This is a genomic window from Cellulomonas sp. NTE-D12, from assembly GCF_027923705.1.
GTDB lineage: Bacteria > Actinomycetota > Actinomycetes > Actinomycetales > Cellulomonadaceae > Cellulomonas.
The window spans coordinates 869306-885501 of the sequence record NZ_AP026442.1 but is presented as its reverse complement, the minus strand read 5'-3'; the positions used below and the strand labels follow the sequence as shown (position 1 = coordinate 885501).

Genomic DNA, 16196 nt, shown 5'->3' with positions numbered 1-16196 from the left:
CAGCCGCGCGACGCGACCTCGTGGCCGGCGCGACCGACCCACTCACCGGGCACAACCGGGCACAGCCGGATTCATTCGAACGGCCGATCATGTCCGTTCATGTGTACGCCGATGACCATCGGGACCACCCACGCCGACGTGGAGGACCCATGGCCCGACTGCCGAGCGCACGCCAGATCGCCCGCATGACGCCGCAGGAGATCGACGAGACCGCGACCCGCCTCGAGGCGCAGGTCGTCGAGCTGTCCTCCGAGCACGGCCGCACCGAGCAGATCTTCGGACAGACCACCGGCGTCGCCGCCGCCTGGGCGGCCTCCGACTTCCAGATGCAGCTGCTGCAGGGCAGCCCGCGCGAGCAGGCGCGCAAGATCGACGAGGTGCGCGCCTGCATCGGTCAGCTCGACGCCGAGCACGACCGCCGCGGCGGCTGGACCCGCGTCTTCCTCACGGTGGCCGGCGGTCCTGCGCAGGCGCACGCGACGATGGCGTGCCCGGCCGCGGCGGGGCGCGAGCACGTCCGGCTCCCCGAGTGGTCGGGGCGGCCCGTCGCCGAGGTCGCGGAAGCGGCCGGTGCGCGAGCGTGCCCGACGTGCTACCCCGACGTCCCCTACCACCGGCGCGCCCGCGCCACCCGGCTCCTCTCGCCGGCGGAGCGGGCGACGTGGCAGTCGACCGGCGTCGCCCCTGCGGTCTCCACGGCCGCACCGGCGCTCGCGTTCACCGACGTGCAGGGACAGCCCGTCCTGACGCCGGACGGCCAGGTGCTGCGCACCGTCGATGCCGCGGTCGACGAGTACGCCCGGGCCGCGGCCCAGCTCCGCTGGTACCGGGAGAACGGCCGCTCGGTCGCCGGCCTCGAGGTGCAGCAGGCGCTCTGCACCTACCTGCTCGAGGCGATCGCGGTCCATCGCGGCACCGGCATCGAGGCGCAGGAGCGCCAGCTCGAGCGGCACGTCGAGGCGCGTCTTCGTCGCGACTGGGGCTGACCGCCGGCCGCGCTCACCTCGGCCGGGCCGGGCGCGGCTCCGTGCCGGGCTGCGGGCCGTGCGTTCCGTGCTCCGCCCCCAGGATTCGAACCTGGACCGCAAGGCTCCAAAGGCCTGCGTGCTGCCGTTACACCAGGGCGGACCGACGCGATCGTCGGTGCGCAAGTCTGCCAGCCGGCGGAGCGCGCCAGCGGCGGGACGGCTGGTGACGGGCTGCCCGTGACGGGCCGGTGGCGGTGCGCGCAGCGGCAGCGACGGTGGGACTCGCGGTCGTAGGTGGGCCACGGTCGCGCGGTATCGCCCGGCAAGCCCGCTCGCCGCGTGGGTGCCGGGCGGCACAATGGCCCGATGGCCGCTGACAGCAGACGATCCGCGCGCTCGCGCATGACGGGCACGCAGCGGCGCGCGCAGCTGCTGGACGTGTCGCGGCACCTGTTCGCCGAGAAGGGCTTCGAGAACACCAGCGTCGAGGAGATCGCGGCGCGCGCCGAGGTGTCCAAGCCGGTGGTGTACGAGCACTTCGGCGGCAAGGAGGGCATCTACGCCGTCGTCGTCGACCGGGAGATGCAGGCGCTGCTCGCCGCGCTCACGGGTGCGCTGGAGGGCGGAGGCCACCCGCGCGTGCTCGTCGAGCGCACCGCCCTGGCGCTGCTGGGGTACATCGAGGAGTCCGAGGACGGGTTCCGCATCCTGGTCCGCGACTCCCCCGTCGCGCAGGCGACCGGCACGTTCTCCAGCCTGATCGGGGACATCGCCACGCAGGTGGAGCACCTGCTGGCCGACCAGTTCAAGCAGACCGGCCTCGACCCGCGCACCGCGCCGATGTACGCCCAGATGCTGGTCGGCATGGTCGCCCTGACCGGGCAGTGGTGGCTCGACGCGAAGAGCCCCAAGCGCACCGAGGTGGCGGCGCACCTGGTCAACCTCGCGTGGAACGGCCTGCAGGGGCTGGAGCGACGGCCGCTGCTCTCGCGCACGCCGGCGCCCGTTCCCACGGCGCGGAGCCGCCGAAACTCTCTCGACGTCGAGTAATCTGCGGGCGTGTCCGATGCCGGTCCCCGCGACCACGCCCGTGCGGAGCTCGGCGCGGGCGGGACGGCACCCACGGTCGACGAGGTGGACCGCATCGTCGCCGCCTGGCGTCGGGAGCGGCCGGACCTGGACGTCTCGCCCCTGACGGTGCTGTCCCGGATCAGCCGGCTCGCCCGGCACCTCGACCTCGCCCGGCGCAGCGCGTTCGCCCGGCACGGGCTGGAGACGTGGGCGTTCGACGTGCTGTCCGCCCTCCGCCGGGAGGGTGCGCCGTTCCGGCTCTCACCCGGCGCGCTGCTCACCCAGACGCTGGTCACCTCCGGCACCATGACCAACCGCATCGACCGGCTCGCCGAGCACGGTCTGGTGGAGCGGCTGCCGTCGCCCGACGACCGGCGCGGGGTGCTGGTGCAGCTGACGCCGGCCGGGCTGCGGACGGTGGACGACGCGATGGCCGACCTGCTGGCGGTGGAGCGGGAGCTGCTCGGCGACCTGCCGGTTCCCGACCGGGACCGGCTCGCCGAGCTGCTGCGCACGGTGGTGGCGCCGTTCGACGCGTCCTGAGCCGGGGGCGCTGAGCCGAGGACGCTCAGGCCGGGGCTCAGCGAGGTTCGTCAGCCGGCGGTCTCGGACGCCTCCAGCCAGGCGTTCTCCAGCTCGTCCTTCTCGTCCGCCAGCGCCCGCAGCTCGGCGTCGAGCGCCAGCACCGCCTGGTGGTCGGTGGCCTGCGCCGCGAGCCTCTCGTGCAGCTCTGTCTCGAGCACCGCGATCCGGGACAGGCGTCGTTCGATGCGGGCCAGCTCCTTGCGGGCCGCCCGGATGTCTGCCTGGGACGGCGCGGGCGCCAGCGCGGCCTCGTCGTCCGCCCCCGCTGACGCCGCGGGCGTGGAGACCGCATCACCGGCCTCGGCCGCGTCGATCGCCGCCCGGCGCAGGCGCAGGTACTCCTCCACCCCTCCGGGCAGGTCCCGCACCGTGCCGTCGCCGAGCAGCGCCACCTGTCGGTCGCACACCCGCTCCAGCAGGTAGCGGTCGTGGGAGACGACCACCAGCGTGCCGGGGAAGCCGTCGAGCAGGTCCTCCAGCGCCGCCAGCGTGTCGGTGTCCAGGTCGTTGGTCGGCTCGTCGAGCAGCAGCACGTTGGGCTCGCCGACCAGCAGGCGCAGCAGCTGCAGGCGTCGGCGCTCGCCGCCGGACAGGTCGCGCACCAGCGTGCGGGCACGTTCCCGCGGGAAGCCGAGGCGCTCCACCAGCTGGGCGGCGGTCAGCTCCTTGCCGCCGACGACGACCTGACGGCGCTCCGACTCCACCACCTGCACCGCCGTGAGGTGGCCGATCGTGTCGAGGTCCTCGATGTCCTGGCGCAGCTCGACGGCGCGGACCGTCTTCCCCCGGCGGATGCGGCCCGAGTCGGGGGTGACGCGGCCGGACAGCAGGCCGAGCAGCGTCGTCTTGCCCGCACCGTTCACGCCGACCACGCCGTACCGGTCCCCCGGTCCGATCCGCCACGTGACGTCGTCGAGCAGCACGTGGTCGCCGAACGCGAGCGAGACGTCCTCGACGTCCAGCACGTCCTTGCCCAGGCGGGCGGTGGCGGTGCGGGCCAGCTCGAGGCGGTCGCGCGGCGGCGGCTCGTCGGCGATCAGGACGGCGGCGGCGTCGAGCCGGAACTTCGGCTTGGACGTGCGGGCCGGCGCGCCGCGACGCAGCCAGGCCAGCTCCTTGCGCAGCAGGTTGGCGCGCTTGGCCTCGACGGTGGCGGTGTTCTGGGCGCGCTCGGCGCGGGCGAGGACGTAGGCGGCGTAGCCACCGTCGTACGGGTCGACGACGCCGTCGTGCACCTCCCACGTGCGGGTGGTGACGGCGTCGAGGAACCAGCGGTCGTGGGTGACGACGACGAGCGCGCCGGAGCCGCGGCCGAACCGCTGCACGAGGTGCTCGGCGAGCCACGCGACGCCCTCGACGTCGAGGTGGTTGGTGGGCTCGTCGAGCAGCAGCACCTCGTCGTCCCGCACCAGGAGGGCCGCGAGCGCCACCCGGCGCCGCTGGCCCCCGGACAGGGTGGCGACGTCCGCGTCGAGCGAGACGTCGGACAGCAGGCCGGCGTGCACCGAGCGGATCCGGGGGTCCGACGCCCAGCTGTGCGTGTCGGCACCGCCGTGCACCGCCGCCAGGACGGTGCCGTGCTCCAGGTCGTCGCGCTGGTCGAGCATCGCCACGCGCACGCCGCCGGCGCGGGTCACCCGGCCCTCGTCGGGCGTCCGCGTGCCCGCCAGGACGCGCAGCAGGGTGGACTTGCCCGCGCCGTTGGGGCCGACGACGCCGATCCGAGCACCGTCGTCCAGGCCGAGCGAGATGCCGTCGAGCACCCGTCGGGTGCCGAGCGCGAGGGCGACGCGGTCGGCGCCGAGCAGATGAGCCACGGGGCGCCACGGTACCCGGGCCCCGGGTCCCGGCCGATCCGGCCGATCCGACGCGGACGGCGGTGATCAGGCGCCGCCCACCCAGCGGTACTCGACCTCGGGGCGCCCGGCACTGCCGTACCGCGAACGCCGGACGACGAGGCCCGCGTCGGCCAGGTGCTCGAGGTAGCGCCGCGCGGTCACGCGGGACGCGCCGACCTGTCCGGCGACCTCGGCCGACGAGCGGGCCTCGACGGCCGACCGCAGCACCGCGACCACGGCGTCGAGGGACTCGCGGCTCATCCCCTTGGGCAGGCTCGACGGGTCGTGCCCGCGCAGGGTGGCGATGATCCCGTCGACCTCGTGCTGCCCGCTCGCGACGTCCCCGACCAACCGGCCGCGGTACGCCGCGTAGCGCTCGAGCTTGTCCCGCAGCGCCGCGAACGTGAAGGGCTTCAGCAGGTACTGCACGACGCCCTGCGAGACGGCCGCGCGCACCACCTCGAGGTCGCGCGCCGAGGTGACGGCGATGACGTCCGCGCGATGCCCTGTGCTCCGCATCGCCCGCACGACGCCGAGGCCGTCGAGGCCCGGCGGCAGGTGCAGGTCGAGCAGCACCAGGTCGATCGCGGAGCCGCTGGACGCCAGGAGGCGCAGCGCCGCGGCGCCGTCGTGCGCCAGGCCGCGGACCACGAAGCCGGGGACGCGTTCGACGTAGGTCCGGTGCGCCTCGGCCGCGACGGGCTCGTCCTCCACGATCAGCACGCCGATGTCCGTCATCGCGCCACCTCGACGGCGACGGGCAGCCGGACCGTGAACACGGCACCCGGGTACGGCGGCTCGCCGGTGCCGCGGACCTCGACCGTGCCGTTGTTCCGGCGGGCCGTCTGGCCGACGAGGGCCAGGCCCAGCCCGTGCCCAGCCGGTCGCTGGTCCGTCTTGGTGGACCAGCCGCGGGTGAACGCGCGAGCGGCCGTCTCGTCGCTCAACCCCGGACCGGTGTCGCCGACCTGCAGCACGACGACGCTCTCGATGCCCCTCTCGGTACGCGCGTCCTCCACCCAGCCGCTGAACCGCACCCGGCGCGGCCCGGGCGTCGAGGCTGCCGCATCGATCGCGTTGTCCAGCAGGTTGCCGACCACCGTGACCACGTCACGGGCCGGCAGCAGGCCTTCCGGCACGGAGGTCGCGGCGTCAACCTCGAGCTCGACGCCCCGCTCGTTGGCCTCGGCCGCCTTGCCGAGCAGCAGCGCGGCCAGGACGGGTTCGTCGACGGCACCGACCACCAGGTCGGTCAGCCGCTGCGCCGCGGCGAGCTCCACCGTGGCGAAGTCGAGCGCCTGGTCGGTGCGTCCCAGCTCGATCAGGCTGATCACGCTGTGCAGACGGTTCGCCGCCTCGTGCGCCTGCGAGCGCAGCGCCTCCGCCAGCCCCCGTGCCGAGTTCAGCTCGCCGGTCAGCGCCTGCAGATCGGTGTGGTCGCGCAGGGTGACCACGGCACCGAGCTCACGGCCCTTCCAGCGTGCCGGCGCGCGGTTGACGACGAGGACCCGGTTCGCGGTCAGCTGGATCGCGTCCTCGACCGTGCTGCCGCCGGTCAGCGACGCGGCCATCGGCGCGGGCAGCCCGAGCTCGTCGAGGCGGCGGCCCTCCCAGTCGGGACCGAGGTCCAGGAGGCGGCGCGCCTCGTCGTTGGCCAGGACGAGCCGGCCCTGCGGGTCGAGCAGCACGAGACCCTCGCGGACCGCGTGCAGCACGGCGTCGTAGAACTCGTACATCCGCCCGAGCTCGGCGGGCCCGAGGCCGTGGGTCTGACGACGGAGCCGGCGTGCCACCAGCACGGCGCCGAACGCCGCCAGGCTCAACGCCACCGCACCCGCGCCGAGCAGCCGGGGCACCTGCTGCGCGAGGGCCCGCGAGACCGTGCCGCGGCTGACGCCGACGGAGACGAGCCCGACGACTGTGCCGGCGTCCGACCTGACCGGGACGACGGCACGTTCCGAGGGCCCGAGCGTGCCCGTGTAGGTCTCCAGGACGACGCCGCCCGCGAGCGCGGCGTCGATGTGGCCGATGAACGGCTGGCCGATCAGGCTGGGGTTGGGGTGCGAGTAGCGGGTCCGGTCCGTCCCCATCACCACGACGAAGTCCGTGGCGGTGTCGCGCCGGACCTGCTCGGCCAGCGGCTGCAGCACCGCCGACGGGTCGGGGGTCGCCAGCGCGGCCCGCACGTCCGGAGTCGCCGCGACAGCCCGGGCGACGGCGAGCACCCGGCTCCGGGTGGACTCCTGGCTGCTCTGCCGGGCCTGCAGGTAGGCCGCCGCCCCGCCGGTGAGCAGCACGACCGCGACGACCACCAGCTGCAGCGTGAACACCTGCCACGCCAGGCTCCACCGCCGAGGGTCCATGCGCCGTCGCATGCCCAAAGTGTGCGTCACGTGCGCAGCGCCGGCCGTAGACGCAATGAACGCAATCGTGACCCAGATCACCATCCGTACGAACCTCGGGGCACCAGACCCCAGCCCCGGAGGTTCATGATGACCAGCTCAGTCGCAGCGTCGCGACCGTCGCCCGACCCGACCAGCTCCGGCTCCCGCCGGCCCCGCGACAGGACGCACGTCCTCTACCTCGCCGTGATCGTCGCGGTGGCGCTCGGCATCGCGGTCGGCTTCGCGTTCCCGGGGAAGGACGGGTTCGCGGTCAAGCTCCAGCCGCTCGGCACCGGCTTCGTCAGCCTGATCAAGATGATGATCACCCCGATCATCTTCGTCACGATCGTCACGGGGATCGGCTCGGTCCGGAAGGCCGCGAGCGTCGGCAAGGTCGGCGGCCTCGCGCTCGGCTACTTCCTGGTGATGTCGACGTTCGCCCTGGCGATCGGGCTCGTCGTGGGCAACCTGGTCAAGCCCGGTGCCGGACTGAACCTGACCCCGGCGGTGGCCAAGGCAGGGCAGGCCCAGGCGGGAGCCGGGGGTGAGAGCACCACCCAGTTCCTGCTCGGTCTGATCCCCAAGACGCTGATCTCGGCGCTGACCGAGGGCCAGGTCCTCCAGACGCTCGTCGTCGCGCTGCTCGTCGGCTTCGCCGTGCAGTCGATGGGCGTGCGGGGCGTGCCGGTCCTGCACGCCTTCAGCAGCATCCAGAAGGTCGTCTTCAAGGTCCTGGCGATGATCATGTGGGTCGCCCCGGTGGGTGCGTTCGGCGCGATCGCCGCCGTCGTCGGCGCCACCGGCGTCAACGCCCTGCTCAGCCTCGGCAAGGTCATGCTGGGCTTCTACGTGACCTGCGCGCTGTTCGTGGTCGTCGTGCTCGGCACGATCCTGCGCGTCGTCGCCGGCGTCTCGATCCTGCGCCTGCTGAAGTACCTCGGCCGGGAGTTCCTCATCATCGTCTCCACGTCCTCCTCCGAGAGCGCGCTGCCGCGGCTGATCGGCAAGATGGAGCACCTCGGCGTCTCCCGCCCCGTGGTCGGCGTCGTGGTGCCGACCGGCTACTCCTTCAACCTGGACGGCACGGCGATCTACCTGACGATGGCGTCGCTGTTCGTCGCCGAGGCGCTGCACAAGCCGTTCGCCCTCGGCGAGCAGATCTCGCTCCTGGTGTTCATGATCATCGCGTCCAAGGGGGCGGCGGGCGTCTCCGGCGCCGGCCTGGCCACGCTCGCCGGCGGCCTGCAGTCCTACCGGCCCGACCTGGTCGACGGCGTCGGCATGATCGTCGGCATCGACCGGTTCATGAGCGAGGCCCGTGCGGTGACCAACTTCGCCGGCAACGCGGTCGCGACGGTCGTGGTCGGCAGCTGGACGGGTGAGTTCGACAAGGTGCAGGCCGAGCGGGTGCTCAGCGGTCGCGACCCGTTCGACGAGGCCGCGTTCTCCTCCGGCAGCGAGCTCGAGGGTGGCGCCTGGGCCGAGCCGGCGGCCGAGGCCCATGCCCCGGGGGCCCAGCCTGTGGCGGCCGCGAGCGTCTGACCGAGCGCACGGCATCGAAGGACCGGCGTCGACCCCCGGCGCCGGTCCTTCGACCCGCCTACTCGGAGCCGACCACCCGGGCACCCGGCACCGGCCCGAGCGCCGTCAGCACCCGGTCGGCCACCCCGGCGGCCGTGAACGCCGCTGCGATCACCAACGCGTGCTGCCTGCTGCGGGCCAGGGCCGCCACCGTCGGGCCGGAGCCGGACACCACGACACCCAGCGCACCGGCGTCCTGAGCCACCGCGAGCGGCTCCGCCAGGTCCGGCGCGAGCTCCAGCGCCGCCGGCTCGAGGTCGTTGTGCAGCGCCGCGCCCAGCGCCGCCGGGTCGCCGGCCCGGAGCGCCTGCATCAGCGGCACGTCGGCCGCCGCGTCGGCGGCGTGCGGCACGCCGCGGTTCAGCTCGTCGAACGCCGCGAACACCTCCGGCGTCGACAGCCCGCGGTCCCGGACGGCGAACGCCCAGTGGAACTCCCCGCGGCTCATCGCCGGGGTGAGCAGGTGGCCGCGACCGGAGCCCACGGCGGTGTGGCCGGTGAGCACGAACGGCACGTCCGACCCGAGCTGGGCCGCGAGGTCCAGCAGCTCGTCGCGGCTGAGGCCGGTGCCCCACAGGGCGTCGCAGGCCATCAGCGCGGCGGCCGCATCCGCCGAGCCGCCCGCCATGCCCCCGGCCACCGGCACGCCCTTGACCAGGTGGAGGTGCACCCCGTCGGTCACGCCGACCCGCTCGGCGAGCAGCCGTGCCGCCTTCGCCGCGAGGTTCGAGGCGTCCGTCGGAACCGCCTCGGCCTGCAGCCCCGACGCGGTGATCACGATGCCGTCCGCCGGGACCGCGACGACCTCCTCGTACACGGAGACCGCCTGGAACACCGTGACGAGCGGGTGGTAGCCGGTCTGGTCCCGTGGTCCGACGCGGAGCGAGAGGTTCACCTTCCCCGGCGCTCGGACCCGGACCTCCCGCGAGGGCAGCGGGTCCACGGGGGTCAAGGTCACGTGCCCACTGTGCCAGGTCCGCCGGGTGCTGCCTCGACGAGCCGGGCGGCGATCCGGGAGAAGCCGGCGATGTCGACGTCCTCACCCCGGGCGGTCGGCGCCACGCCGGCGGCCGTCAGCACCACCTCGGCGGCCGACGACGAGCCCGCGAGGCCGGCGAGGGCGGACCGCAGCATCTTGCGGCGCTGGGCGAAGGCGGCGTCGACCACGGTGAAGACGGCGGAGCGGTCGACGGCGGCCGGCGGGGCGTTGCGGCGGTCGAGGCGGACCAGCGCCGAGTCGACGTTCGGCACCGGCCAGAACACGGCGCGGCCAACTGTCGCGGTGCGCCGGGCGGTCGCGTACCAGGCGACCTTGGCCGACGGGACGCCGTACGTGCGGCTCCCCGGCGGTGCCGCCAGCCTGTCGGCCACCTCGGCCTGCACCATCACCAGCGCCCGCTGCAGGCTGTCGAACCGCTCGAGGAACGTCAGCAGCACCGGGACCGAGACGTTGTACGGCAGGTTGGCGACCAGGGCGGTCGGTGCCGGGCCCGGCAGCTGCTCCACCCGCAGGGCGTCCGCGGTGACGACCGTGAGCCGGTCGCGGCCGGCGGCGTCGCGCAGGACGCTGACGGGCGCGCCCCGGTCCGGGGCCGGTCCCGTAGCCGGCTCCGGCTCCGGCTCCGGCTCCGGCTCCGGCTCCGGCTCCGCGAGGCTCAGGCCCGGCACGTGCCGTGCGACGGTGCTCGGCAGCAGCCGCGCAAGCACGGGGTCGATCTCGACGGCGACCACGTCGGCGCCCGCCTCGAGCAGCCCGAGCGTCAGCGAGCCGAGGCCGGGGCCCACCTCGACCACCCGCTCACCGGCGACCACGTCAGCCTGGCGGACGATCTTGCGGACGGTGCCCCCGTCGAGGACGAAGTTCTGCCCCAGCGTCTTGGTGGGCCGCACACCGGCCTGGTCCGCCAGCTCACGGATCTCCGCTGGTCCGAGCAGGGGGCCGGTGTGCACGGCTGCGAGCCTAACCAGCCGACGACCGCAGGGACGACGACGCCCGGGGCGCGCGTGGCACCCCGGGCGTCGTCGTCGGCCGTCAGCTGAACAGGTTCTTGCCGCAGACGGGCCACTGACCGGCACCGGACCGGTCGTACAGCGCCTGGGCGCGGGCCGTCTGCTCGGCCGCGGACGCCTGGGACGGGAGGCCGGAGCCGCCCATCGCCTGCCACGTCGACACCGAGAACTGGTAGAGGCCGTAGTACATGCCGTTCGACGACACGGCGTCGACGCGCCCCCCGGACTCGCACTGCGCGAGCGCGGCCCAGTTCAGCGAGCCGGACGTGGCGCTGGCCGCGGCCGGTGCCGATGCAGGTGCGGCAGGGGCCGGCTTCGGGGCAACCACGGGCTTGGCCTTGGTGCCGACCGCCACGACCTCGTTCACCGGGGCGGTGGTCACGTCGTTGGAGACGTGGTCGCGCGCGGTCTCGACCCCGTCGACCGTGGTCACGCGGTCGACGATCGTCCGCACGCCGACCACACCGGCCGTGGTCACGGTCCGCTTGCCGGTGTACTGGGTCGGGTCGTCCACGGTGCTCGAGGTGAATGGCTCCTCGCTCGTCGTGGTCACGTCCTGCACCACCACCCGGTGCACCACCACCTGCACGCGACCGGCGTCGCTCCGCTTGACCTCCACCGTGTCGAGGGGGTTCAGCGTGACGCCGAGCTGCGTGAGGGCGTCGCCGACGGAGATCGTCGCGTCCTGCACCGGCTTGGTCGCACCGTCCACCACCACATCGGCGGGGCCGTGCAGCGTCAGGTCCAGCGGCAGCTCGGGACGGCCGCCCTCCTGCGAGCGCGACGCCACCAGGCTGATCACGGCACCGCGCGCGCTGAGGTCCGCCAGCGCCTCGTCGGCCGTCAGCGCGGTGGTCCACACCGTCTTCTGCGTGCCGTTCTCCGAGACGGTGACCTGGTGGGCGTGCCGGACGACCACCTGCTGCCCGTCGCCGAGCGCACCGGTCGCGGACACGAGGTCCCGGTCACCGACCGTGACGTGACGCGCGGCGAGGAGACCCTGCACCGATCCCGCGAACGTGGACACCTTCTGGACGTTGCCGTCGACGTCGAGGGTCACGGACTTGTGCGCCGAGGCGTAGGCCGTGCCACCTCCGCCGAGGACCACCAGACCGACCGTCGCGGCGACCACCGGGACGGTGCGCGCACGACGCCACCACCTCCGGTCCTTCGGGTCTGCGGCGTGGGATGCAGCCAGCGGGGAGTCCGTGGACGGACCGGGGGTGAGGGTCGAGAACTGCACGTCGCTCCAGACGTCGAGGTGCCCGGGCACGGGTGCGGGGTGCGCCCGTGTGGGCGCCCGACGACGTGCAGGCAGGCTCGCCTCGCGGCGGGGCACTGCTGCGGGCCCCGCGGGGCCCTGCGTCGGTCCCGGACTCCGATCCGGCCGTCACGGCGGCCCCGTCAGGAGCCTCCGATCGCGCCGCGAGACCCAGCACATCGGGTTCTGTCTCGCAAGCGCGACACGTGACCGTAACCGAAGCGTGACGGATCTGCCAAGCCCTGCAGGGTCGGATGTGCCTCAGGTCACGTTCTTGGACGCGCGCCCAGGAGCCTCGTGGCGGGCCGGTGGGACCGCCCGGTCGAGGTCAGCCCCGGTGCCGCGACTCAGTACCAGCCGGTCGAGAGGCTGTGCGAGTAGGCCGCGCACGGCGTGCCGTACCGCCCCGCGATGTAGTCCAGGCCCCAGGTGATCTGGGTCGCCGGGTTGGTCTGCCAGTCGGCGCCGGCGCTCGCCATCTTGGAACCGGGCAGGGCCTGCGGGATGCCGTAGGCGCCCGAGCCGCTGTTCTGCGCGGACACGTTCCAGTGGCTCTCGCGGTTCCACAGCGGCAGCAGGCAGGCGAACTGGTCCGCGCCCCAGCCGCGGGCGGCCGCGAGCTGCTGGCCGATGGCCTGCGCGCTGCCCGGGTCGACGGCGACCGCCGAGCCGCTCGGCAGCTGCATGGTGCCGACCCGGACCACCTGGGTCACCGGCGCCGTCGTGACGACCGAGGCGAGCGGGGTGCGGGAGACGACGACGCCGCCGACGACGTCCACCTGGTACGTCGTGGTGCGCACCCCGGCACGTCCCGCGGTCTGCACCTTGCGGGTACCGGTCACCAGCGTCGGGTCGTCGACGTCCTGCTCGTCGAACGGCACCGCCTCGACGACGGTCTGACCGGCGCTCGCGGCGCGGTTCACCATCACCACGAGCCCGTCCACGGCGGCCGCGTCCAGCGGGACCGACAGCTGGTCGCCCTCGTTGAGCACCAGGCCGATGTCCTTCAGCGCGTCGCGGACGGTGCCCGCCGCGGTGACCCCGTCGATCACCTGACCGTCGACCGCCAGGTGGATGGTCTTCTGGGTGGACACCCGCAGGGGCTCGCGGCCGAGGGTCGAGGACCGGGACGCGGACAGCCGCACACCCTCGTGCAGGCCCATCGCGTCCACCGCCTCGCCGACCGTGAGCGCCGTGGTCCACACCTGCTGCTGCTGGCCGTCGATCTCGAGGTCGAGCGGGTGCCCGTGCCGCACCACGATCTGCGCACCCTGCGCCACCGGCTCGTCCAGCGCCGGGGCCACCAGGTCCTTGTCGCCGACCGTCACGTGCTGCGCACCGAGGATGTCGCCCACCGTGCGACCGAACGCCTGCACCTGGGTCGAGGTCCCGTCCACGTCGACCGTCACCTGCTTGTGCAGCACGGCGAAGGCGGAGGTCGCACCGGCGACGAGCGCGAGGACCAGGCCCTGCGCCGCGAGCCGTGGCAGCCGTCCGGCGGCCCCGCGCGTCGTCGCGCGGTCCTCGCCGGGGTGACTCACACGGTGTCCTTACGTCGGGCGGACCGGGCGAGCGCGGTGCCGCAGCACCGCGCCCTGGCTCGGTTTCGTCTGGATGTCATCGGCACCCGCGACGCCCACCTGGAGCGCCGACCGAGCCGGACACGCGTCCGACCGTAACCGATCCGTGACGTGATTCGAAACCCCGCGTGCGTCACCAGGGGCCGTAGACGGCCTCCGCCGTGGCGGTCAGTCCCGCGCACAACGGACCGAGGTCCCTGCCCGTGGCTGTGGCCAGCGCACGGACGGTGCCCGGCAGCAGGTACGGCGCGTTCGGGCGCCCGCGGTGCGGTTGCACCGTCAGGTACGGCGCATCCGTCTCGACCAGCATCAGGCTGGTCGGCACCTCGCGGGCCGCCGCCCGCAGCTCCTCGTTGGCGGGGAACGAGACCGGTCCGGCGAAGGAGCAGTACCAGCCGTGCTCGACGGCGAGCCGGGCCAGCGCGGCATCGCCCGAGAAGCAGTGGAAGACGGTGCGTTCCGGCGCGCCGTCCCGCAGGAGGACGTCCACCACCTCGTCGTGCGCGTCCCGGTCGTGGATCTGCACGGCCAGGCCGAGCTCCTTGGCCAGCGCGACGTGGGCGCGGAACGCCTGCAGCTGGACCTCCCGCCCGGCCGGTCCGGCGCGGAAGAAGTCGAGGCCCGTCTCGCCGATCGCCCGCACCCGGGGGTTGTCGCGGGCGACGCGCGCCACGGCCGCCAGGGCCTCGTCGAGCGGCACGTCGTGCCGTGCCTGCGGGTCCGGGTCGAGACCGTCCGGTGCGACCTCGCGGACGCCGGCGTGCAGTACCGCCTCGTTGGGGTGGATCGCGACCGCGCCGAGCAGCTGGGGCTGCGTGCGCACCACCGCGTCGGTCCAGCCGACGGCGTCCAGGTCGCAGCCCACCTGCACCATGCGGGTCACGCCCACACTCGCGGCCCGCGCGAGGTGGCCGGCGAGGTCGGGCCCGACGGGTGACGAGCCGGCCGGCGGCGTGACGGACCGCTCGGACTGATCGTCGGCCGGCTCGCCGGGCCCGTCCCAGCCGTCCGCCCGCACCTGCAGCACCGACTCCAGGTGCGTGTGGTTGTCCACCACCGGCACGGCCAGCGCCTCCGGGACCGGCGGCCAGCCGCGGTCCCGGTTCCGGTTGCGACCCATCAGGCGCCGCGCTGGGCGCGGGCGATCTCCTCCTCGACGATCGAGTCGTCGAGCTTGGTGAACACCGGGGTCGGCTTGCCGACGGGCGTGCCCGGCACCACCGGACGGGACGCCCAGGCCGCGAGCGTCTCGCCGAGCCGGTAGTCGCCCGTGATCACCGGGTACTGCCGCGACTCGTCGTCCAGGTCGGTCACCTCGTCGATCCGAGGCTGCGGCGCGACCGTGCCGGTCCCGCCGAACGTCTCGTGCACCGCCTGCGCCGAGAACGGCAGGAACGGCGAGAGCAGCGTGTTCAGGTCGGTGACCGCCTGGGTGGTGGTGTGCAGCACGGTGGCCAGCCGCTCCGGGTCCGTCTTCAGCTTCCACGGCTCCGTCTCGGAGACGTACCGGTTGGCCTCCTGCACCACGCGCATCGTCTCCCCCAGCGCGGCACGGTGCCGATGCGTGGCGATCAGCTCGCCGATGCGGCCGAACGCCTCGCTCGTCTGCGCGAGCAGCGCCTGGTCGACCGGCTGCAGGGCTCCCGGCGTGGGGATCGCCCCGAAGCTCTTGTTCACCATGCTCGCCGTGCGGTTCACCAGGTTGCCCCAGCCCGCGACGAGCTCGTCGTTGGTGCGCCGCTTGAACTCGGCCCACGTGAAGTCGACGTCCTGCGTCTCCGGGCCGGCGATCGACAGGTAGTACCGCAGGGCGTCCGGCTGGTAGCGGGACAGCATGTCGCGCACGTAGATCACCACGCCGCGCGAGCTGGAGAACTGCTGACCGTCGACGTTGAGGTACTCGCTGGACACCACCTCGGTGGGGAGGTCCAGGTCCCCGTAGGGGCCGGGCGTCCCGCCGTGCGAGCCCTTCCCGGCGTAGCCGAGCAGCTCCGCCGGCCAGATCTGGGAGTGGAAGGTGATGTTGTCCTTGCCCATGAAGTACGCCGACTGAGCGGCCGGGTCGGTCCACCAGCCGCGCCACGCCTCCGGGTCGCCGGTGCGGCGCGCCCACTCGATCGACGCCGACAGGTACCCGATCACCGCGTCGAACCAGACGTACAGGCGCTTGTTCGGGTTGTCCTCCCACCCGGGCAGCGGGACCGGGATGCCCCAGTCGATGTCCCGCGTCATGGCGCGAGGCCGCACGTCGTCGAGCAGGTTGAGCGAGAACTTCAGGACGTTGGGACGCCACTCGGTGCGCGTGCGCAGCCAGTCGCCCAGCGCGTCGACGAACGCCGGCAGGTCGAGGAAGAAGTGGCTCGACTCGACGAACTGCGGCTTCTCGCCGTTGATCCGGCTGTGCGGGTTGATCAGGTCGATCGCGTCGAGCTGGTTGCCGCAGTTGTCGCACTGGTCGCCGCGCGCGCCGTCGTAGCCGCAGATGGGGCAGGTGCCCTCGATGTAGCGGTCCGGCAGCGTGCGGCCCGTGCTCGGGGAGACGGCGCCGAGCGTGGTGCGCTCCACCATGTAGCCGTTGCGGTGCACCGTGCGGAACATCTCCTGCACCACGGCGTAGTGGTTGCGGGTGGTGGTGCGCGTGAACAGGTCGTACGTCAGGCCGAGCGCCGTCAGGTCCTCGACGATCACCCGGTTGTAGCGGTCCGCGAGGGCCTGCGGCGTGACGCCCTCCTGCTCAGCCTGCACCAGGATCGGTGTCCCGTGCTCGTCCGTGCCGGAGACCATCAGCACGTCGTGGCCCGCCATGCGCATGTAGCGGCTGTAGACGTCCGAGGGGACGCCGAACCCTGCGACATGTCCGATGTGGCGGGGGCCGTTCGCGTAGGGCCACGCGACGGCCGAGAGGATGCGGGCCATGG

General features: G+C 73.8%; 13 protein-coding genes and 1 tRNA gene. 4 read left to right on the top strand and 10 right to left on the bottom strand.

Annotation, left to right across the window (positions count from 1 at the left end):
- Window positions 1–149 precede the first annotated feature (149 nt).
- On the top strand, window positions 150–986 hold the full coding sequence (locus QMF98_RS04110; protein ID WP_337974799.1) for a hypothetical protein: 837 nt from the start codon (window positions 150–152) through the stop codon (window positions 984–986).
- Window positions 987–1056: 70 nt separating this feature from the next.
- On the opposite strand, the gene QMF98_RS04105 is transcribed toward QMF98_RS04110, so the two are convergent.
- A tRNA-Gln gene (locus tag QMF98_RS04105) sits at window positions 1057–1128 on the bottom strand.
- A gap of 242 nt (window positions 1129–1370) precedes the next feature.
- Between QMF98_RS04105 and QMF98_RS04100 the strand changes: the two genes are divergently transcribed.
- Window positions 1371–2018, top strand: coding sequence for a TetR/AcrR family transcriptional regulator (locus QMF98_RS04100; protein ID WP_337974798.1), 648 nt, complete (start codon window positions 1371–1373; stop codon window positions 2016–2018).
- An 84-nt stretch (window positions 2019–2102) separates the two neighbouring features.
- Window positions 2103–2582 carry a MarR family winged helix-turn-helix transcriptional regulator gene (locus tag QMF98_RS04095; RefSeq protein ID WP_337975537.1) on the top strand — a complete coding sequence of 160 codons (480 nt, stop codon included), beginning with the start codon at window positions 2103–2105 and terminating at the stop codon, window positions 2580–2582.
- A 50-nt stretch (window positions 2583–2632) separates the two neighbouring features.
- On the opposite strand, the gene QMF98_RS04090 is transcribed toward QMF98_RS04095, so the two are convergent.
- The 3 genes from QMF98_RS04090 to QMF98_RS04080 form a co-directional block, all read right to left on the bottom strand.
- Window positions 2633–4441, bottom strand: coding sequence for an ABC-F family ATP-binding cassette domain-containing protein (locus tag QMF98_RS04090; RefSeq protein ID WP_337974797.1), 1809 nt, complete (start codon window positions 4439–4441; stop codon window positions 2633–2635).
- Between the two features lie 66 nt (window positions 4442–4507).
- Window positions 4508–5200 carry a response regulator gene (locus QMF98_RS04085; protein ID WP_337974796.1) on the bottom strand — a complete coding sequence of 231 codons (693 nt, stop codon included), beginning with the start codon at window positions 5198–5200 and terminating at the stop codon, window positions 4508–4510.
- On the bottom strand, window positions 5197–6837 hold the full coding sequence (locus tag QMF98_RS04080) for a sensor histidine kinase (protein WP_337974795.1): 1641 nt from the start codon (window positions 6835–6837) through the stop codon (window positions 5197–5199). The genes QMF98_RS04085 and QMF98_RS04080 overlap by 4 nt, the downstream gene beginning before the upstream one ends.
- A gap of 117 nt (window positions 6838–6954) precedes the next feature.
- Here QMF98_RS04080 and QMF98_RS04075 point away from each other — a divergent pair, with 117 nt between their 5' ends.
- On the top strand, window positions 6955–8388 hold the full coding sequence (locus QMF98_RS04075) for a cation:dicarboxylate symporter family transporter (protein WP_337974794.1): 1434 nt from the start codon (window positions 6955–6957) through the stop codon (window positions 8386–8388).
- 58 nt (window positions 8389–8446) lie between these two features.
- Here QMF98_RS04075 and QMF98_RS04070 read toward each other — a convergent pair whose 3' ends face one another.
- From QMF98_RS04070 to metG, 6 genes are all read right to left on the bottom strand, one after another.
- Window positions 8447–9385 carry a 4-(cytidine 5'-diphospho)-2-C-methyl-D-erythritol kinase gene (locus tag QMF98_RS04070; protein WP_337974793.1) on the bottom strand — a complete coding sequence of 313 codons (939 nt, stop codon included), beginning with the start codon at window positions 9383–9385 and terminating at the stop codon, window positions 8447–8449.
- Window positions 9382–10377, bottom strand: a complete 996-nt coding sequence (locus tag QMF98_RS04065; RefSeq protein WP_337974792.1) for a ribosomal RNA small subunit methyltransferase A — start codon at window positions 10375–10377, stop codon at window positions 9382–9384. The genes QMF98_RS04070 and QMF98_RS04065 overlap by 4 nt, the downstream gene beginning before the upstream one ends.
- An 82-nt stretch (window positions 10378–10459) precedes the next feature.
- A complete protein-coding gene (locus QMF98_RS04060; protein WP_337974791.1) occupies window positions 10460–11710 on the bottom strand; it encodes a resuscitation-promoting factor in 1251 nt (416 codons plus the stop codon).
- A 335-nt stretch (window positions 11711–12045) separates the two neighbouring features.
- Window positions 12046–13239, bottom strand: coding sequence for a resuscitation-promoting factor (locus QMF98_RS04055; RefSeq protein ID WP_337974790.1), 1194 nt, complete (start codon window positions 13237–13239; stop codon window positions 12046–12048).
- A gap of 172 nt (window positions 13240–13411) precedes the next feature.
- Window positions 13412–14398 (bottom strand): TatD family hydrolase, encoded by a 987-nt coding sequence (locus QMF98_RS04050; protein WP_337974789.1) that lies wholly within the window; start codon window positions 14396–14398, stop codon window positions 13412–13414.
- Entirely contained in the window at window positions 14398–16194 is a 1797-nt protein-coding gene (gene metG, locus QMF98_RS04045) for a methionine--tRNA ligase (RefSeq protein WP_337974788.1), read from the bottom strand. Before metG ends, QMF98_RS04050 begins: the two co-directional genes overlap by 1 nt.
- Window positions 16195–16196: the final 2 nt, after the last annotated feature.